The organism is Hymenobacter sedentarius, from assembly GCF_001507645.1.
GTDB lineage: Bacteria > Bacteroidota > Bacteroidia > Cytophagales > Hymenobacteraceae > Hymenobacter > Hymenobacter sedentarius.
The window spans coordinates 3,661,644-3,681,228 of sequence record NZ_CP013909.1 but is presented as its reverse complement, the minus strand read 5'-3'; the positions used below and the strand labels follow the sequence as shown (position 1 = coordinate 3,681,228).

Below are 19,585 nucleotides of genomic sequence, written 5' to 3'. Positions count from 1 at the left end.
TATTGAGCTAACCGATGGTCATTCCTGGGCTTTTATTGGGCTAAAACTGACTGTTGGCGTGGATGGCTAAGGCGGCAAGGCCCTCCGGCTTTGTGGCCGGTTGGGCTACTGGGTGGCCTAAATATAATGTTAACATTGTTTGAATAAATTACACATTATTGCTTAACATTACTTGGGTCCTTCTTCTGTTATGCTTATGCCTCAATCGTTTGCCATGGAAAATGCGATTCCGAGCCCGGGGAGTAGGCTGTTGCTGCCGGTGGTGAGGCTCTGGCAGCGTCTCATCAACATCGGAGTTGAGCCGGCGCTCACGGTTTGGCAGCGCAAGCGGGTGCATCTGCTCAATGGCATCAGCCTGGTTACCATTGCCATTTATGCGGGCTACGTCCTGGTTTTTATGAATTCCCCGGATTGGCTCACCTTCCGGATTTGCCTGAGCGGGGTGTTTCTCAACCTGCCGCCACTGTTCTTTAACTACCACCGGCGCTACGATGCGGCCGCTTATTACTGCATTCTGAGCGTGACCATCTTATGCTCGCTGATTGCCATTGCCCGCAAGTACGACGGGGTGGAGTACTACCTGATTTCGAACAGCATCGTGCCCATGCTGTTCTTCCGCAATTTCTGGAAGCTCATCCTGCTTTTTTCGTTGAATGTGGCCGCCTTTTTTGCGGTGCGGCACGCCATTCCGCTGGTGCAGCCCTTGCTCTACGTGCCCAACAGCGCCCACTTTTATGATGTGAACGTGCTGCTGGTTTTCATGTCGCTGTTTGTGGTGGTTTACTTTTTCCGGTCCGAGAATTTCCGTCAGGAGTATTTGCTGACCGTGAAAAACGAGTCGCTGGCCGAATCCCTGCAGCACTTGAAAGACACCCAGACCCAGCTCATCCAGCAGGAAAAGCTGGCCTCGCTGGGAGCTCTCACGGCTGGTATTGCCCACGAAATTCAAAACCCGCTCAACTTCGTCGACAACTTCTCGGAAGTGGGGCTGGAACTGGTGGAAGAGCTGCGCGAGGGGCTGAACCACGAGGCGCTTTCGGAGAAGGGAAAGCAGGCGCTCACTCACGTGCTGGATGATTTGGCCCAAACCCAGCGCAAGGTGAACGAACACTCCGATCGGGCGGGCAGCATCGTGCGCAGCATGCTGCAGCACTCGCGGGCCAGCAGCGGCGAACGAAAGCCCACCGACCTCAATGCACTGGCCGATGAGTACCTGCGCTTGTCTTACCACGGCCTGCGCGCCAAGTACAAAGACTTCAACGCCGCCCTTTCCACCGACTTCAACCTGCGCCTGGGCCCGGTGCCCGTGGTGGTAGAAGACATGGGCCGCGTGCTGCTCAACTTGTTCAATAATGCCTTTTATGCCGTGCGCAAGAAAGCGGAGCAGCTTCCCGCCGGCACCTACAACCCCGCGGTGTCGGTGAGTACCCAGCGCACGGCCCAGGGCGTGATAATCCGGGTGCGGGACAATGGCACCGGCATTCCGCCCGATATTCTGGACAAGATTTTCCACCCGTTCTTCACCACCAAGCCCCCCGGCGAAGGCACGGGCCTGGGCTTGTCGCTGAGCTACGACATCGTCACCAAGGGCCACAGCGGCAGCCTCACCGCGAAGTCGGTGCTGGGAGAGTTTAGCGAGTTTACCGTGTTCCTGCCCACCGCAGCCCACTAGAAATTTCAGCCCAATTCCTGGGTTGAGCTACTGAAAACGCTGCTTCCAGCGCGCATGTGCCAGGGGTAGTTGCTGGCGGTTATTCCCGGGAGAGGTGGGTCGTGAAAACGGCGGCCAGCGCGGCCGTTTCGGTGCGCAGCCGCGATGCCCCGAGCGTAACTGGCCGGATGCCCCGGCTGCGCGCCAGGGCAATTTCAGCCGGGGTAAAATCGCCCTCCGGGCCAATGAGCACGCAGCAGCCCGCGCCCGCGGCGGCTACGCTGGAGAGGGCCGTCCGCTCATCATCGGCCAGGTGGGCAATGAAGGTGGTAGTGGGGTCAATGGCGTTCACAAACTCGGCGTAATCCGTGAGCTCATCAAGCTGCGGCAGCCATGCCTGGCCTGACTGCTTGAGGGCGCTGATGGCAATTTTCTCGAGTCGCTCCAGCTTCAGCTCGCGGCGCTCGGAGCGCGCGCAGCGCAGGAACGTGATGCGCTCCACGCCCACTTCCACGGCTTTCTCCACGAACCACTCCATGCGGTCGAGGTTTTTGGTGGGGGCCACGGCCACGTGGGTGAAGTAGGAGCGGGGCGGTACCGTTTCGTGCTGGGTGATGCGCAGCTGGCAGCGCTTGGGGTTGGCATCGGCTACGGCGGCGGCGTAGCGGCCGCCCCGGCCGTCGAGCAGTTCCACGGCATCGCCGGGGCCGAGGCGCAGCACCCGCACCGCGTGTTTGCTTTCGTCTTCGGGCAGGGTATATGTGGGGCCGCTGAGGTCGGGCGCGTAGAACGTGTACATGGTTGCAAAGAACGGCATTGGGCCAAAATATGGCCGAGCCAAGCCCAGCCTTCCTGCCCAAGCCCGGCCATAACCACTGGGTGCCAGCCGCGTACCCTGTAGCTCCTTACCCACTATTATTCCCTTTCCGCTTATGAAACTTACCCTCAAAAAACTGCACAACCAGGTCATGGTCATCACCGGTGCTTCCTCGGGCATTGGCTTGGTTACGGCCCGCATGGCGGCCAAAGAAGGCGCCCGGCTGGTGCTGGCGGCCCGCACCGAAGAAGCATTGCGCCAGCTCACTTCCGAAATAAACAACGCCGGCGGCGAGGCCATCTACGTGGTGGCCGACGTGAGCCAGCCGGCCGATGTGCACCGCATTGCCCAAGCCGCCATCCAGCGCTTTGGCGGCTTCGATACCTGGGTGAACGACGCCGGGGTGTCGATGTACGGCAAAGTGGAGGAAATGCCCATTGAGGACATGCGCAAGCTGTTTGATACCAACGTGTGGGGCCTGATCTACGGCTCCCTCGAAGCCGTGAAGCACCTCAAGCTGCGGGGCGGTACCCTCATTAATATTGGCAGCGTGCTGTCGGAAGCCACGGCCATCCTCCAAACCGTCTACAGTGCCAGCAAGCACGCCGTGAAAGGCTTCACCGATGGCCTGCGCATGGAGCTGGAAATGGAGGGCGCCCCGGTGGCAGTGTCGCTCATCAAGCCCGCCGCCATCGACACGCCCTACACGCTCCACGCCAAGAACTTCATGGACCGCGAGCCCCAGCACGCCCCGCCGGCCTACGCGCCCGAAATCGTGGCCGATGCCATCCTGCACTGCGCCGAAACCGGCCAGGCCGAGGTGACCGTGGGCGGTGGGGGCAAGGCCATTACCACCATGGCGCACTATGCCCCGCGCCTCACCGACAAGTTCATGGAGAAGGTGTTTTCGCGGCAGTCTAAATCGGCCCGCCGGGCCCGGCCGCGGAGCGACAATGGCCTCGACCAAGCCGCCGCTCAGTTGGAAGAACGCGGCAATTACCCCGGCCACACCCGCGAAACCAGCATCTACACCGCCGCCACCACGCATCCCTTGGTTGCAGCGGCCGTGCTGGCCGGAGCCGGCGTGGGGCTGGCCGCCGTTATGGGCCGCTTAGGTACTGGCAAATCTGGCAACGGAAATGGCCGGAAGGAAAATGCCAGTAACGACAACGCCAACCGGCAACAAGCCAGCACCGGGCAGCCCAGCTAGGGAAAGGCAGAAAGCCCCTCTTGTATCTTCCAAAGCTGATTAAGAAGCACAAAAAAAGCCCCGCTGGCCAGAAGGCCGCGGGGCTTTTGACATCAGAATCGGGAGCAGCTTAGGCAGCCGGTGCCTCAGCGGCTACTTTCGGCGCGCCGGCCAGGATTTCTTCGTTTGCGAAGTCGGCGTACTTCTTGAAGTTTGCCACGAACTTATCGGCCAGCGAAGCGGCGGTTTTGTCGTAGGCTTCCTTATCGGCCCAAGTGTTGCGGGGGTCCAGGATTTCGGCGGGCACGCCGGGCACCGCGCCGGGCACTTCCACCCCAAACACGGCGTGCTTGGTGAACTTCACCTGGTCGAGCTGGCCGTTGAGGGCGGCCGTAATCATGGTGCGGGTATAGCCCAGCTTCATGCGGTGGCCCACGCCGTAGCTGCCGCCGGTCCAGCCGGTGTTGATGAGCCACACGTTGATGTCGGGGTTTTCGTCCATCTTCTTGCCCAGCATCTCGGCGTACTTGGTGGGGTGCAGGGGCAGGAACACGGCGCCGAAGCAGGCCGAGAACGTGGTTTGCGGCTCGGTTACGCCCATTTCGGTGCCTGCCACCTTGGCCGTGTAGCCCGACATGAACAGGTACATGGCGTGGCTCTTGTCGAGCTTGCTGATGGGAGGCAACACGCCGAAGGCATCGGCCGTGAGAAAGAAAATGTTCTTCGGGGCATCGGCCACCGAGGGCTCAATGGCGTTGTCGATGAAGTTGATGGGGTAGGCCGCGCGGGTGTTTTCCGTCACCGACTTGTTGGCGTAGTCCACCGTGTTGGTGCCGGGGATAAAGCGCGTGTTCTCCACAATGGAGCCGAACCGGATGGCGTCCCAAATCTGGGGCTCCTTCTCCTTGCTCAGGTCAATCACCTTGGCGTAGCAGCCGCCTTCAAAGTTGAAGATGCCGGCGTCGGGCGTCCAGCCGTGCTCGTCGTCGCCGATGAGGCCGCGGTTGGGGTCGGCGGAAAGGGTGGTTTTGCCCGTGCCGGAGAGCCCGAAGAAAATGGCCGTGTCGCCGGCTTCGCCCACGTTGGCCGAGCAGTGCATGGGCAGCGTATTGCGCTCATGCGGCAAAATGTAGTTTAGCACGCCAAAAATGCCCTTTTTCATCTCACCGGCGTAGCCCGTGCCGCCAATGAGAATCATCTTCTTGGTGAAGTTGATGATGGCGAAGTTGGGCTGGCGGGTGCCGTCCACGGCGGGGTCTGCTTCGAATCCCGGCGCGCAGATGATGCTGAAATCGGGCGTCCAGCTGGTATCGGCCCCGGCTTCGGGGCGCAGGAACATGTTGTAGCAAAAGAGGTTGTGCCAGGCCTGCTCGTTCACGATGCGCAGCTTGAGCTGGTAGTCGGGGTTAGCGCCGGCGTAGGCTTCGCGCACGTACAGCTCCTTGTCGGCCAGGTACGCTACCATTTTCTGGTGGAGCTGTTCAAACTTGTCGGCGTCGAACGGGATGTTGATGTCGCCCCACCACACGCTGTCTTCGGTGTTGGCATCCTTCACCACAAACCGGTCCTTGGGCGAGCGGCCCGTGAATTTGCCGGTGTCGGCCATCAGTGCGCCGGTGTCGGTGAGGTGGCCTTCGCCATTGCGCAAAGCGTGCTCAATGAGGGCAGCAGGGGACAAATTGAGGTGCACGGAAGCCGTTTCGTGGAAGCCAAGGGGCTGCAAACGATTGCGGGAGGTGTCAGCAAGCGTGGTGGATTCTTGCATGGGGACAAAAGTGTTGGGTGGGAGTTTGCTTGTGTGAGGGTGCAAAGGTAGAAATCTCCGGGCTACGGGCAGTGAAACAATTCGTTTCTTTAACGGGACAAATTAAACCTTGTCTGAGAAATTATTTACTATTGAATACGAAAGGCCTACTATCGAGCTTGTGCAAGCAGTATTAATATAACGTATGAATTTCATTAGGTTTGCTTTGTCCCTACTATTATTTCCGATTCATGGCAACTGATATCGCGCGCTACAACGGGATTTACGGCGACAGCAAGGCGCAGATTTCGCACGATTACCTCCAAAGCCAGCTCATTGTACCCCGGCAGCGCCTCACCGACTGGGGCCTGAAGCCCCACCTGCACGAAAACCTGTTTCAGCTGTTTTTTCTTGAAGCGGGCCGCGCTTCCTTCAAAGCCCCGGAAGTGGTGGAGCTGACCACGCCCTGCCTCGTCATCATCCCGGCCAATACGGTGCACGGTTTCACCTTCAGCCCGCAGGTGAAGGGCCGCACGCTCACGCTCTCCGAAGCCCTGCTCGATACCATCCTGCAGGCCGCGCCCGGCGTGCTGGTGGAGCTAAACACCGTGCACATCCTGTCCGATTTCAGCTCCGAAGTAAGCTTTGCCGATTTGCTGGCGCTGGAGCAGCAGATTCACGAGGAAATCTACTCGGAGCTGCCCGGCAAGCAGCTGGCGCTGAACGGCTACTTCAAGCTGCTGTTTGTGAAGATATTCCGGCTGCTGCACCACAACCGCCGCAAGGAGGAAAGCCCCAACCGCGCCCTGCACTACTTCCGCGAATTTCAAAAAGCCATTGAGCGCACCGCACCCTTCGACAAGAAGATTTCAGAATTTGCCCGGGAGCTCAAGATTACGCAGGTGCACCTCAACCGCATCTGCCAGGCCGTGAAGGGCAAAACGGCCCAGCAGATTGTGCAGGCCCACACCATTCGCAAGGCCCACAATTACTTGCTCTACACCTCGCTCTCGGTGGCCGAAATCGCCTACGAGCTGCAGTTTGTGGACCCCGGCTACTTCACCCGGTTTTTCCGCAAGCAAACCGGCCTGTCGCCCGGGGCTTACCGCGCCAAGGCCTACCGTAGCGAGAGCCCCGCCAAAGCGGCTACCCTGAAGCCCCCCGAATCAGCCGAGCCGCCCACGGGCTTCATAATGCCGAAACTTTCCTAGATTTACCGTGCCCGTATTGCATTGCTTGCGCATGGGGGCTGGTTTTTTTCGCTTCCCACCTCATTTCTCACCCTAGTTTTCCTCATGCAAACCATTCCTGCTCAAACCGAGCAACCGCTGTCAGCGGAATCCACGAGCCACCCGCGCGGGCTGTACCTGCTGTTCGCGACCGAAATGTGGGAGCGGTTCAGCTACTACGGCATGCGGGCCGTGCTCGTGCTGTTCCTCACCAAGGCCATGATGATGGACAAGGCCTTCGCGTCCAAATTCTACGGCGGCTACACCAGCCTGGTGTACCTCACCCCGCTCATCGGTGGCTTTATATCTGACCGCTACTGGGGCAACCGGCGCTCCATTCTCACGGGTGGTTTGCTCATGGCGCTGGGGCAGTTCACGCTGTTCTTCTCGGCTTCGAACTATGGTCCCGAGAGCACCCACGCCCTCAGCCACTGGCTGCTGTACCTGGGCTTGGGCGTGATGATTGTGGGCAACGGCTTTTTTAAGCCTAATATTTCGAGCATGGTGGGCTCCCTCTATTCCCCCGCCGACAAGCGCAAGGATGCGGCCTACACCATTTTCTACATGGGCATCAACCTGGGCTCGTTCATTGGCAACACCATCACCAGCCTCATCGGCGACACCGGCAATCCGGCCGACTTCCGATGGGCCTTCTTAGCCTGCGGCATTGCCATGCTGCTGGGTACCGTGGTATTCAATTGGGGCAAAGACAAGTATCTGCGCACGCCCGAGGGGGTGCAGGTGGGCGAAACGCCGGCCATCTCGGGCGGCATCATGGGCGTGTATGCCTTGCTGCCGGTGCTATTGGCCATTATTCTGGGCATCCTGTGGCTTGATTCAGCCAAATTCCCCACCATTGCCCCGCTGCTGGGCGTAGCAGTGTTGGGCATCACTTACATGATTTTCAGTGATAAATCGTTGAGTGGGGCCGATGTCAAGGGCATTATGGTCATTTTCATCGTGTCCTTCTTCGTGGTATTCTTCTGGGCGGCTTTCGAGCAGGCCCCGGCCTCGCTCACGTTCTTTGCCGATGAGCAGATGAACCGTACCATCTTCGGCTTTACCCTGCCGGCCAGTATTTTCCAAAACCTCAACGCCATCTTCGTGGTGGTGGGCGCGCCGCTCATGGCCATGGTCTGGACGGCCCTGGGCCGCCGCGGTGCCGAGCCGCCATCCCCCCTCAAAATGGCCATGGGCCTGGCCTTCCTGGCCGCCGGCTACCTGGTGATGTGCTTTGGCGTGCACAACCTGCAGCCCGGCGTGAAAGTGAGCATGTTTTTCCTGGTAGCGCTCTACTTCCTGCACTCTGTTGGCGAACTGTGCCTGTCGCCCATCGGCCTGTCCCTCGTAAACAAGCTGGCCCCGGTGAAATTTGCTTCCCTGCTGATGGCCGTATGGTTCTTGGCCAACGCCGCTGCCAACTACCTGGCCGGCTACATGAGCAGCCTGTACCCCGACCCCAAATCGACTGCTCCGGCGCCGGTGTTGCTCGGCTTCCACATCACCAACCTCTACGATTTCTTCATGGTCTTCGTAGTATCGGCCGCGGTGGCTGCTGGCATTCTGTTCCTTATCAGCGGCAAGCTGGCCAAGATGATGGATGCCCGCAACTACCCTGCACCTGTCCCGCAAGTGTAAGGTTAGCTCGGTATTCTTTGCAAAAAAGCCCCCGGCGCTGTAGTGCTGGGGGCTTTTTTGTGGCTTTTGGTTCTTCGTTTTAACTCGCATGGCTTACACAAATCGTTGCTGAGGCGAATGGCTACAATTCTTTCCCAATGCACTGTCATGCTGAGGCACGAAGCATCTTCTCACGTTAGAACCTGTCGTGCAGTCGTGAGAAGATGCTTCGTGCCTCAGCATGACAAACGAATGAATTTAGCCCAATAAAAAGCCCCGCTGGCAACGCCAGCGGGGCTTTTCTATACTCACAGCGAAGGGCTGCAAACGGCTTGACTTACATCATGCCGCCCATGCCACCCATACCGCCCATGCCACCGTCACCGCCGTGGGCATGGCCGTTGTCCTTGGGCTCGGGCTCGTCCGAAATCACGGCTTCGGTCGTCAGCAGCAGGCCGGCAATAGAAGCAGCATTTTCCAGCGCGAGGCGGGTTACTTTGGTCGGGTCGATGATACCAGCGGCCACGAGGTTTTCGTAGCGGTCTTCGCGGGCGTTGTAGCCGTAGTCGCCGCTGCCTTCGCGCACCTTCTGCACCACTACCGAGCCTTCGCCACCCGAGTTCTGCACGATGCAGCGCAGGGGCGCCTCCAGGGCCGTGCGGATGATGTTCACACCCGTGCGCTCATCAGAGTTGCGGGTTTCCACAGCGGCCAGCGCCTCGATGGCACGCACCAGGGCCACGCCGCCACCGGGTACCACGCCTTCCTCAACGGCGGCGCGGGTAGCGTGCAGGGCATCGTCAACCCGGTCTTTCTTCTCTTTCATTTCCACTTCCGTCGAAGCACCGATGTAGAGAATGGCCACACCGCCGCTCAACTTAGCAAGGCGCTCCTGCAGTTTCTCCTTGTCGTAGTCCGAGGTAGTGGTTTCCATCTGCGCCTTAATCTGGCTGATACGGCCGGTGATGGCCTCTTTCGAGCCCTTGCCGTTCACGATGGTAGTGTTGTCTTTGTCGATGATGATTTTCTCAGCCGTGCCGAGGTACTCCAACGTCGCGTTTTCGAGCTTGTAGCCCTGCTCTTCGCTGATAACGGTACCGCCCGTGAGGGTGGCAATGTCTTCCAGCATGGCCTTGCGGCGGTCGCCGAAGCCAGGAGCCTTTACGGCCGCGATTTTCAGCGAGCCACGTAGTTTGTTTACCACCAGCGTAGCCAGGGCTTCGCCGTCAACATCTTCGGAGATGATAACCAGGGGCTTGCCGGTCTGGAGCACTTGCTCGAGCACGGGCAGCAGCTCCTTCATGGTGCTCACCTTCTTGTCGTAGATAAGCACGTAAGGCGAGTCGAACTCAACCTCCATTTTCTCCGGATTGGTTACGAAGTAAGGGGAGAGGTATCCACGGTCAAACTGCATGCCTTCCACCGTTTTAACTTCGGTTTCGGTGCCACGCGCTTCCTCAACGGTGATAACACCTTCCTTGCCCACTTTGTCCATAGCATCAGCAATCATCTGGCCGATTTCCATGTCGTTGTTGGCCGAAATGGCACCCACCTGGGCAATTTCAGCCGAGTTCTCAATCTTTTTCGACTGAGCCTTCAGGTTGGCTACCACGGCGTGTACCGCCTTGTCGATGCCGCGCTTGAGGTCCATCGGGTTAGCCCCGGCGGCTACGTTTTTGGAGCCGGCGGTGTAGATGGCCTGGGCCAGTACGGTAGCCGTGGTGGTGCCGTCGCCGGCCTGGTCGGCCGTTTTCGAGGCCACTTCTTTCACGAGCTGGGCGCCCATGTTCTCGATGGGGTCGCGCAGCTCAATTTCCTTGGCTACGGTCACGCCGTCTTTGGTAATGGAAGGCGCGCCAAATTTCTTGTCGATGATGACGTTGCGGCCTTTCGGACCGAGGGTCACTTTTACGGCGTTGGCCAGTTTGTTCACACCGGCTTGCAAGCGGGCGCGGCCTTCGGTATCGAATTGGATGTTCTTAGCCATTTCTGGGGTTGGAGTATTTGGGAGGGTGAAATGATGGGTTTTTCGGTCTGTCTAAGCGCGTAGCTTAGAGCACCGCGAAAATGTCCGACTCGCGCATGATGAGCAGGTCTTCGCCGTCGACGGTGATTTCGGTGCCGGCGTACTTGCCGTACAGCACCTGGTCGCCCACCTTCACCTGGGGCTTGATGAGGGAGCCGCTGTCAGCGGTTTTGCCTTCGCCCACGGCTACAACTTCACCGCGCTGGGGCTTCTCCTTGGCCGTGTCAGGGATGATGATACCGGATTTGGTTTTCTCCTCGGCGGCGGCGGCGCGTACGATGACGCGGTCGGCCAGCGGTTTCATGCTAAGTGCCATTCTGTGTGTGTTTGGATTGAGTTGGATGAAAAATCAGCGTTTACGGCCTTCTGTCACTTCCCGTGCCAGGGCCATAAACCTGACAAAATGGGCAGAATTGGAGACTGCTATATGGCAGACCTGACGTGTAACCATGGCCGGCAAGCCGCCAATAGCAGCCACTGCCGAGCCGCAATTAGCTCCGGCCGGAATGGTTAAGCACGAAAAAGCCGGTGGCTCCTCTGCAGGAACCACCGGCTTTAGCAGTGTAATAGCGGCGAATGCGCTGGAATTACTTCTTGTCAGCAGGTGCTGGCGTAGTGGCTGGGGCCGTAGTAGGCGCCGTAGTTGTGGCAGCAGGAGCGGTAGCATTCCCGGCGGGAGTAGTAGCAGCACCGGGAGCGTTGGTAGCAGGAGCCGGTGCGCTGGGAGCGGGAGCAGGCAGACGCGTCTCCAAAGCGCGCTGTTGGTTTACGCTGCGTACGGGGCCAGCCGACGTGGAAGTGAGCATGTGGGTGCCCAACGACAACACTACCAGGCCAATTGCAAAGCCCCAGGTCAGTTTCTCAAGCAAATCACCGGTGCGCTTCACGCCCATCATGCTGGCGGCGCCACCGGCGCTGAACTGGCTGGAAATTCCGCCGCCTTTGGGGTTTTGGGCCAGAACCACGAGGGCCAGCAGAAAGCACACAAGAAGAATTAAAATGATGAGGGCAGTGTACATGAGGAGCAAAGAAGCTGAAAAGGCGAATTACGCCGGGGGTTGCAATTGTTGTATTTGGGAGGCAAAGTACGCCATTTTTTCCGGCTGTTTCACCATTAGCTTCTCATAAATCTCAATGGCTCGGGCAGTTTTGCCCTGGCGCACCAGGATACGGGCGAGGCTTTCGGACGCCAGGTCGGATTCGGCGCGGGTGCTGCGGATGCTCAGGTCGGCCTGCGTGCTGGCGGCCGGTGGCAGCATGGCAGGGCGTGTCAGGCGCGGCTGGCGGCGCAGGAAGTTGTTGATGAGGTCGAGCGACGAAGGCACGACCGGCGCGGGCGGGCTGTGGGTAGCCCAATAATCCAGCAACAGGGGGTCCGGCTCAAAGAACGCGCCCACGGGCGGGAGCGGAGATGCTGGGGCCTGGGCAGCTGCCAGGGCGGCAGCGGCTGCGTCGGCTTCTGCCTTGTCGGTCAACAGGTTCAGCAGTTGCATGGAGTAGCCCAAGCGGCTGCTTTCACCGAAGGCATACCCCACGGCTTCATCGCCGGTGAAAGCGGCCGGGGTAAAGGCTACCGCAGCAGCGGCAGGAGCTGCGCCGGTAGCAGGTGGAATCTCAAGCAGCGACTCCAGGCTGCCCAAGCTGCGCGTTACTGCCGAAGCCGCCCATTCGTCTACCAAGCCCGGCAACTCATAAGTCGGCACCGCCGGTGGGGGCGGGTCTGCCAGGCCAAACTCAAAGCGCGCTTCCCCAACCTCTACCGGAGGGCGAATGGCGGGGGCCTGAGCTGGCAGGTCTTCCTCAATCTCAGGTTCGGGCTGAAGCTCAGCTTCGGGAATGAATTCGGGGGCAGGCTCCCCAACGGGAATGTTTACGCCTTCAACGTCGAGCAGCAAAGCCGAATCGGCCTCCGGAAGCACGGGGACTGCTACTTCTGCTTGTAGTTCCTCAGCGGGTGGAGCGGGATTTACTGGCGCATCCTCTGGGGCTACTACACTTTCAATTACTGGCTCAACAACTTGCTCAGGTTCCGCAATTGCTGCAACGGCTTCCTCAATCGGCGCGCTTACCGTTGGCTCAACGAATGGTTCGGCCTCAGCAACAACTATTGGCGGAACTGCCGCTACTGGTGCCGCAGGTGGCTCAACTACAGTTTCTGCTGGTGCAATAACCGCAATAGGCTCAGGTATTGCCGGTGCCTCGACAATTGGGTCAACTACTGTGGGCAGCTCAACTTCGGAGGGTTTGGCTGGCTCCACTTCCTCAATGAGGCGGCGCAGCAGGGTGCGGTCGGCGGCGTAGGTGGCAGCGCGGCGCAGGCGCTGGCCGGCCAGCATGGTGCCCTGGTCGTGGGCCGCTTTGGCCAGCAGGAGGTGGGCCGTCTGGCAGTAGGGAAAAGCCTGGGCCAGCTGCTCCAATTCGCGCACTTCTACCGGGCCAAGGGCAGAGGTGTTGTCCAGTACATGCAGAAGCGTGGCGCGAGTCACGGGAAATGGGTGGCTTTAACGACGAGCAGATTCAGGAGTCAATTCCTAAAACCTGAACCCCGAACGGAGTAATGGGGGCGCAACATTACGCTATTTTACGCAAATACCCACGCAGTTACTGCGGAGCTAATCCGTAATTCCCCAAATTATTAGCAGTAAACTCGCCCTGGCCCGGCTCAACTTATTCGAATCTTACCAGTTAGCCACCGACTTGTTGAAAATGTCGGTGATGATTTTGTTGGTCGTGGTGCGAACGGCGTTGGGGTCGCTGTTGATGGTGGCAATATTCCGGCTGGCCGCGTAGTCGTCGAAGCCCTGGAAGGTTTGCTCAAAGCTCTGCTTGTCGTCCTTGGTGTTGGTAAACCGGATTTTCACCTGGATGGTCAGGCGGTTGGAGCCGGCCTGGTCGATGCCGTCGATTTTCTGAATCGAAGCTGGGGCAAAATCATAAGCCACGATGTTGCCGTCGAACTGCAGGTCGCCGTCGCGCGGTACCAGCTTCAGGTTGGTATTGCGCTGGAAATAGTCTTTCAGGTCCTCGGTGAAGCGCTGGGTAAGGAAGGCCGGGCCCTGGGGCGCGTTGTTTTGAATGGTAGCAATGGAAATGGTCCGCACCGTCGGGTCAATGTTGGTGCCATTGAATGAGTACACCCCGCAGCCGCTCAGGCTCATTACTAAGCAGATAGCCAGTAGCGGAAAGCCGAAGGCTAGTTTACACTTGCTCCAAATCATACTGCTTGAGTTTACGGTACAAGGTGCGTTCAGAAATGCCTAGGTCGTGGGCGGCGTACTTGCGCTTGTTGTTGTGCTTTTTTAACGCCTTGAGTATCATTTCCCGCTCCTTGATATCCAGCGAGAGGGTTTCCTCTTCGGTTTCGTGCGGAATGTCTTCTACGGGCGCCTCATCGTCGTAGCCGCTGGCGGGCTCGTTGTTGTAGGGGCTCGACGCTGGCGGCAGGTAGTACTCAGAAGCGGCGCCGGTTTCAAACGCGGCGGGCTGGGCCGTATTGTTGAAGAGGTGGCTGTTTTGCCGCAGCAGCTCCTGGGCTTCGTGGGGGCGCTGGCCGGTGGCTAGCTCCAGCACCATTTTCTTCAGGTCCGTCATGTCGCGGCGCATGTCGAACAGGATTTTGTAGAGCAAGTCGCGCTCCGAGTAGCCGGCCGTGGCGCTGTCGGGCGTGCCCGGGCCCAGCAGCATGGGCAGGCGGCTGGCCTGGTCCTGCGGCAGGTAGGGAGCCAGCCGCCGGGCGTCGACTTCGCGCTCGGTTTCGAGTACCGACATCTGCTCGGCGATGTTCTTGAGCTGGCGTATGTTGCCGGGAAAGCGGAACCGTGTGAGCGCCTGCACCGCGTCGGGCAGCAGGGTGATGGGCCGGGTGCGGTAGCGCTCCGCCGCGTCGGAGGCAAACTTGCGGAACAGCAGGTAAATGTCTTCGCCGCGCTCGCGCAGCGGCGGCACCGTGATGGGCACCGTGTTGAGCCGGTAGTACAGGTCTTCGCGGAACGTGCCGGCCTGCACGCGGTCGAGCAGGTTCACGTTGGTGGCGGCCACCACGCGCACGTCGGTTTTCTGCACTTTCGACGAGCCCACGCGGATGAACTCGCCGTTTTCGAGCACGCGCAGCAGGCGGGCCTGGGTGCCCAGCGGCATTTCGCCGATTTCGTCCAGGAAGATGGTACCGCCGTTGGTTACTTCAAAATAGCCTTTGCGGGCGTCGTTGGCACCCGTGAACGAGCCTTTTTCGTGGCCAAACAGCTCAGAATCGATGGTGCCCTCCGGAATGGCGCCACAGTTGATGGCAATAAACTGCCCGTGCTTGCGCGGCGACAAGGCGTGGATAATTTTAGAAAACGACTCCTTGCCCGACCCGCTTTCGCCGGTGATGAGCACCGTCATGTCGGTGGGCGCGACCTGCGCGGCCACCTGGATGGCGTAGTTCAGCGCCGGCGCATTGCCGATGATGCCGAACCGGAGCTTGATGGATTGAATTTCTTGCGTAGTCATTAGCACGACTGAATCAGGGAAATCCAGTCATTTAAAAATCATTTTTTGGGGAAATTCATCCGCCACAACAGGCGAATAACCAGGAAAGCAATAAACCCGCCTACTAAAAGCTGCGCGGCCTGCCAAATCATCAACGTGCTTCCTGGTTTCATGGGGCGAGATTAAACAAGTAAAACAGGGTTGTGATTAATGCCGGACCCACGGTAGAGGACAGCGAAAGGTAGATTTCACTGGGGCGGGCTTACACTGCCTCGCCCAGCATGGTGCTCGCACTGGCGCTGTGCACCAATACATTCACGTAGTCGCCTTTCTTGAAGTTTTGCTTTGGGAAGATGACGACTTGGTTCTGGCTGTTGCGGCCGCTCAAATGCTCCTTCGAGCGCTTGGAGAAGTTCTCGACCAATACCTGGTGAACCCGGCCCACACCGCGCTGGTTGCGCTCGCCGCTGTGAAGCTGCTGCAAGTCGATGATTTCCTGCAGGCGGCGCTTCTTCACTTCCAGCGGAATGTCGTCGGTGAGCTTGCGGGCGGCCAGCGTGCCGGGGCGCTCAGAGTAGAAGAACATGTAGGCCATGTCGTAGCGCACAAACTCCATCAGACTCAGGGTGTCCTGGTGCTCTTCCTCGGTTTCGGTGCAGAAGCCCGAAATCATGTCCGAGCTGATGGCGCAGTCCTCGCCCAGAATGCGGCGGATGGCGCGCACCCGGTCCTCGTACCAGGGCCGGTCGTAGGTGCGGTTCATGAGGGCCAGCACGCGGGAGTTGCCGCTCTGGGCCGGCAGGTGGATGAACTTGCAGATGTTGTCGTAGCGCGCCATGGTGTGGAGCACTTCGTCGGTGATGTCCTTAGGGTGCGAGGTGGAGAAGCGCACCCGCAGCTCGGGGCTAACCAGAGCTACTTTTTCCAGGAGTTGGGCGAAGTTGACGTGCTCGGTACCATCGGCCGAGGCCCACTTGTAGGAGTCCACGTTCTGGCCCAGCAGCGTCACTTCCTTGTAGCCAGCGGCCACGAGGTCGGCGGCTTCGCGCAGAATGCTGTGGGCGTCGCGGCTGCGCTCGCGGCCACGGGTGAAGGGCACCACGCAGAACGAGCACATGTTGTCGCAGCCCCGCATGATGCTGATGAAGGCCGACACGCCGTTGGAATTCAGGCGCACCGGCGTGATGTCGGCGTAGGTTTCCTCGCGGCTCAGCAGCACGTTCACGCCCTTCTGGCCGCCGTCTACCTGGCTGATGAGCTGGGGCAGGTCGCGGTAAGCGTCGGGGCCCACCACCAAGTCCACGATTTTCTCTTCTTCGAGAAACTTGCTTTTCAGGCGCTCGGCCATGCAGCCCAGCACGCCCACCAGCAGGCCGGGGTTGCGCTTCTTGTGCGAGTTGATTTGGGAAAGGCGCATGCGCACCGTCTGCTCGGCCTTCTCGCGGATGGAGCAGGTATTGAGCAGCACCAGGTCGGCGCTGGCCAGGTCGTCGGTGGTATCAAACCCCTCGTTGAACAGGATGCTCGACACTATTTCGGAGTCCGAAAAATTCATCTGGCACCCGTAGCTCTCAATGTAAAGCTTGCGCTGCCGGCCCGTGCGGGTAGCGGCGCTCACGCGCACCTCTCCGCTGGGCGTAGCCTCGGGGGTTGGAGCGGCTTTATCTAAAAAATCAAGGGTTAACAGGGCTTGGGACATAATAAAAGCGCGTTTCGGCGGGCTACAAAGATACGGCAGCGCGGGGCAAAATGACAGAATGGCAGATTGTATTCTGCGTCAATGACTGGGTAACAGCCAGAAGCAAACGAGGATTTGTTTACAGAAAATAGAGCTGGATTGCCAACCGAGCTCAACACATGAACCCCCCGACCTCAGCAGCTCAATCCTCGCGGATGGTGGTGCCCAGTACTTCCAGCAGCGCTTTGGCCTTGAGCAGGCACTCCTCGTATTCCCGCTCCGGGTCAGAGTCGTAGGTGATGGCCGAGCCAACCTGGAAGCTGAGGTAGCCGGTATCCTGGCGGTACTGGAGCGAGCGGATGACGACGTTAAATTCGAACTCGCCATTGGGCCACACATACCCAAAGCTGCCGCTGTAGAGGCCGCGCCGGCTGTTTTCGTAGTGCTCGATGAGCTGCATGGCCCGGATTTTTGGGGCACCGGTCATCGAGCCCATCGGAAAGGTAGCGCGCAGTACCTCCACCAGGTCGGCATCTGGCCGCAGCTCGGCCGATACGGTCGAAATCATTTGCCAGAGGTGGCGGAAGGGGTAGAGGCCAAACAGCTCGGGCACCCGCACGGTGCCGGTTTGGGCTATGCGGGCCAAGTCGTTGCGCACCAAATCCACAATCATTAGGTTTTCGGCGCGTTCTTTTTCGTCGTGCAGTAAGGTTTGGCGCTGGAGCTCGTCGGCTTCGGGCGTGGCCCCGCGCCGGATGGTGCCTTTGATAGGCTGGGAAACGATTTGCGTGCTCCGGTGCGACAAAAACCGCTCGGGTGAGGCACACAGCAGAAAATGGTCGTGCCACCGCACGAAGCCCGCAAAGGGCGCCGGCGATGCTTCCATTAGCCGCCAGAACACGTCTGCCGGGTTTAGCCCAATATTTTCTGCATAGAACTCCTGGCACAAATTGAGCTCGTACACCTCTCCATTGAGAATGTCTTCCCTAATGGAATCCACGGCGCGCAAGTACTCAGCTTTGGGCAATCGTGGGCGCATGGCTGGCAGCTTTGGCGCTGCAAAAGCCAGAATGTGTTGAGCTAAAATCTGTTCCAAGACGCCCTCTGCCTGCCCGTGGATTTCTAACGAATCTTCGCGCCAGCAAAGCCAGGTCTTAGGCGTGAAAAAATGGAGCTGGGGCCAGCTGAACCCGTCGAAGTTGTGGCTTGAAAGTGCCTCAATATCGTTTTTGGTGTCGTAGCTGATGAAGCCGCAATGCGGGCCTGGGGCCAGCTGATTGGCTACGCTTCCCAGTTCCGTAAGTGAGCTGACTGCTACGGCTTCAGCAGATGCTACTGCAAGAATGCGGTCAAACGGACCATTAGGGTATTCCAGTCCGTTGGGCTCGAAATAAGTGCAGTGCGGAAATCTGGCCGCCCAATGCAGGGCACGCACGCGGAAATCGGCAGGCAAGTCGGCCAGTGGAATGGTGAACTGGGCAGACGTATTAGGAGAAGCGGACACAGGAAAATATCAAAGAGCAGACCAACTAGCGCCCGCCCAAAAGGGTAACAAACAACTCCAATAAAGTGGCTATCTCAGCTCGCGCAGGGCCAGGTTGGCTTTAGCATCGGTGCTGTTTTTATACTCGTGCCACGGGTAGTGCAGGGCCTTCTCAAAGTAGGTGCGCGCCAGGGCCTTGTTGCCGGCTTCCTGGGCCATGTAGCCCAACTGTAGGGCGGCTTGCGGGGCAAAATAAAACGGCGCCGTTTCGCCCGCCACGGCCAGCGTGCGCTCATACGCCAGCTTGGCCGAGTCAAGCTGGCTCAGGCCCTGGTAGGCGCGGGCGCGGCGGTAGGGCTCTTCGATGCGGTCGCGCAGGAGCGTGGCCGGGGTAGCATGGAAGCCGCGCAGGGTAGCCAGCGCCAGGCGGTTGTAGCCGCCATCGATTTGCAGGCGGGCCCGGGTCAGGGTGGGGTTGAGGGCCTGGGCCTCGTGGTAGTAGTGCTGGGCGTAGTTGTCTTCCTCGACATCGGTGGGCCCTGGCTGGTTGATTTGCTCCCGGTAACGCAACGCCACAGCCGCCGGCTGCCCACTCAGCCACACGGCGAGATAAAGCTTAAAAGCAGTGTCCTTGCGGTAATGCTGGCCTTTGTACTCGCGCAGAAATGCCAGATTTTCGCGCTCCGAGCCCGCATAATTTCCCTGGTAAAGCAGCAAGTCGGCAGCCATGTGGCGCAGGTAAGCCACCGACAGGTAGCCCGGGCCAACCGGGCGCGCGCGGTAGGCAGCCAACGCCGCCTCGCCGTGGTGCTGGCGCTTGTACACGCTGATGAGCAGGTAGGAAAAGAGCAGGTTGTCGGGCTGTTGGGCGTGGAGGCGCTCTACCAGGCGCACGGCTTCCTCGGGCTTTTTGTAGTAGCCTTCGCGAATGAGCGTGAGATATAGCTGGCTTTCGGTTTGGAAGTCGTTTGGCTGGGCGGCCGAAAATGCCAGGTTCTTCAGTCCGGTATCAACATTCGCCGTGAGGCCCAGTAAGCTCAGCAGCCAATGGTAGCCTTCCGGCAGCGAGCCCACCGCAAACTGGCAAATTCCCAGCGTTTTGCGTGCCGGAGCAAAAGACGGGTACCGCTTGGCCACCGCCTGCATTTGCTGAAAGCCACGCCGCAGGTGAAACCCACCCATTACCAGGTGCCGGAACACCAGCTGGCTCAAGCCTAGGTGCAGCGTGATTTCGGCGCGGGCGTAGTCGCGCAGGGCACTGGCCGGCGCCCGGTCCAAGGCAGCGAGGTGCGCTTCCTGGGCGCCCACCAGGGCGTCGTAGCGGCTGGCATCCTGGGTGATGATGAGCTCGGCAAAGTCAGCACAATTGGCCACCAGCAGGGGCGCCGGCGCGGTGGGAGCGGTGGCCAGCTCGGGGCGGAGCAAGTCGCGGGCCGCGCCCAGGCGCAATTTCAGCACTTCGGCGTAGGCGCGGCGGCTGTTGGTCGTGAGTTGGTCAACGCCGGCCGCCTCGGCGATAGTGGGCTGGGCGGCTGGGCTGGCCAGCCGGGGCGGCGGGGCGAAAGCAGACAGCAGCAGGCAGCCGGCTAGCAGGAGCCCGGCCCGGTGCCGGCCATTGCGTGGTGCCGGAGCCACCGGGTAGCCACCAGAAAAAAAATCAGCCCAGGACGCCATTAGCGAT

At 59.7% G+C, this 19,585-nt stretch carries 15 protein-coding genes; 4 read left to right on the top strand and 11 right to left on the bottom strand.

The window, feature by feature from the left end; genetic code table 11:
- Nucleotides 1–196 precede the first annotated feature (196 nt).
- A complete protein-coding gene (locus AUC43_RS15120) occupies nt 197–1,672 on the top strand; it encodes a sensor histidine kinase (RefSeq protein WP_233254023.1) in 1,476 nt (491 codons plus the stop codon).
- Nucleotides 1,673–1,751: 79 nt separating this feature from the next.
- On the opposite strand, the gene AUC43_RS15115 is transcribed toward AUC43_RS15120, so the two are convergent.
- Entirely contained in the window at nt 1,752–2,468 is a 717-nt protein-coding gene (locus tag AUC43_RS15115) for a 16S rRNA (uracil(1498)-N(3))-methyltransferase (protein WP_233254022.1), read from the bottom strand.
- A 115-nt stretch (nt 2,469–2,583) separates the two neighbouring features.
- Between AUC43_RS15115 and AUC43_RS15110 the strand changes: the two genes are divergently transcribed.
- Nucleotides 2,584–3,678 (top strand): SDR family oxidoreductase, encoded by a 1,095-nt coding sequence (locus AUC43_RS15110; protein ID WP_068195416.1) that lies wholly within the window; start codon nt 2,584–2,586, stop codon nt 3,676–3,678.
- 109 nt (nt 3,679–3,787) lie between these two features.
- Here AUC43_RS15110 and pckA read toward each other — a convergent pair whose 3' ends face one another.
- A complete protein-coding gene (gene pckA / locus AUC43_RS15105) occupies nt 3,788–5,422 on the bottom strand; it encodes a phosphoenolpyruvate carboxykinase (ATP) (protein WP_068195413.1) in 1,635 nt (544 codons plus the stop codon).
- 230 nt (nt 5,423–5,652) lie between these two features.
- Between pckA and AUC43_RS15100 the strand changes: the two genes are divergently transcribed.
- Both AUC43_RS15100 and AUC43_RS15095 read left to right on the top strand, forming a co-directional pair.
- On the top strand, nt 5,653–6,612 hold the full coding sequence (locus AUC43_RS15100; protein WP_068195410.1) for an AraC family transcriptional regulator: 960 nt from the start codon (nt 5,653–5,655) through the stop codon (nt 6,610–6,612).
- Nucleotides 6,613–6,696: 84 nt separating this feature from the next.
- The gene (locus AUC43_RS15095) at nt 6,697–8,268 is read left to right on the top strand and encodes a peptide MFS transporter (protein ID WP_068195408.1); all 1,572 of its coding nucleotides are present in this window, start codon (nt 6,697–6,699) and stop codon (nt 8,266–8,268) included.
- A 316-nt stretch (nt 8,269–8,584) separates the two neighbouring features.
- Here the strand turns inward: AUC43_RS15095 and groL are convergent, their stop codons facing one another.
- The 9 genes from groL to AUC43_RS15045 all read right to left on the bottom strand — a co-directional run bounded on the left by groL (nt 8,585) and on the right by AUC43_RS15045 (nt 19,578).
- On the bottom strand, nt 8,585–10,234 hold the full coding sequence (gene groL / locus AUC43_RS15090) for a chaperonin GroEL (RefSeq protein ID WP_068195403.1): 1,650 nt from the start codon (nt 10,232–10,234) through the stop codon (nt 8,585–8,587).
- A 64-nt stretch (nt 10,235–10,298) separates the two neighbouring features.
- The gene (gene groES / locus AUC43_RS15085; protein WP_068195400.1) at nt 10,299–10,589 is read right to left on the bottom strand and encodes a co-chaperone GroES; all 291 of its coding nucleotides are present in this window, start codon (nt 10,587–10,589) and stop codon (nt 10,299–10,301) included.
- A 271-nt stretch (nt 10,590–10,860) separates the two neighbouring features.
- Nucleotides 10,861–11,292, bottom strand: coding sequence for a preprotein translocase subunit SecG (gene secG / locus AUC43_RS15080; RefSeq protein ID WP_068195397.1), 432 nt, complete (start codon nt 11,290–11,292; stop codon nt 10,861–10,863).
- Between the two features lie 27 nt (nt 11,293–11,319).
- Nucleotides 11,320–12,759, bottom strand: a complete 1,440-nt coding sequence (locus tag AUC43_RS21030; protein WP_157781104.1) for a hypothetical protein — start codon at nt 12,757–12,759, stop codon at nt 11,320–11,322.
- A gap of 192 nt (nt 12,760–12,951) precedes the next feature.
- Complete coding sequence (locus AUC43_RS15065; protein WP_071885934.1) at nt 12,952–13,431, bottom strand: LptE family protein; 480 nt, start codon at nt 13,429–13,431, stop codon at nt 12,952–12,954.
- 40 nt (nt 13,432–13,471) lie between these two features.
- Entirely contained in the window at nt 13,472–14,764 is a 1,293-nt protein-coding gene (locus AUC43_RS15060) for a sigma-54 interaction domain-containing protein (RefSeq protein ID WP_068195389.1), read from the bottom strand.
- A 241-nt stretch (nt 14,765–15,005) separates the two neighbouring features.
- Entirely contained in the window at nt 15,006–16,442 is a 1,437-nt protein-coding gene (miaB, locus tag AUC43_RS15055; RefSeq protein WP_068195386.1) for a tRNA (N6-isopentenyl adenosine(37)-C2)-methylthiotransferase MiaB, read from the bottom strand.
- A gap of 181 nt (nt 16,443–16,623) precedes the next feature.
- Nucleotides 16,624–17,925, bottom strand: coding sequence for an aminodeoxychorismate synthase component I (gene pabB / locus AUC43_RS15050; protein ID WP_233254021.1), 1,302 nt, complete (start codon nt 17,923–17,925; stop codon nt 16,624–16,626).
- Between the two features lie 69 nt (nt 17,926–17,994).
- Entirely contained in the window at nt 17,995–19,578 is a 1,584-nt protein-coding gene (locus AUC43_RS15045; protein WP_068195384.1) for a tetratricopeptide repeat protein, read from the bottom strand.
- Between the last annotated feature and the right edge of the window lie 7 nt (nt 19,579–19,585).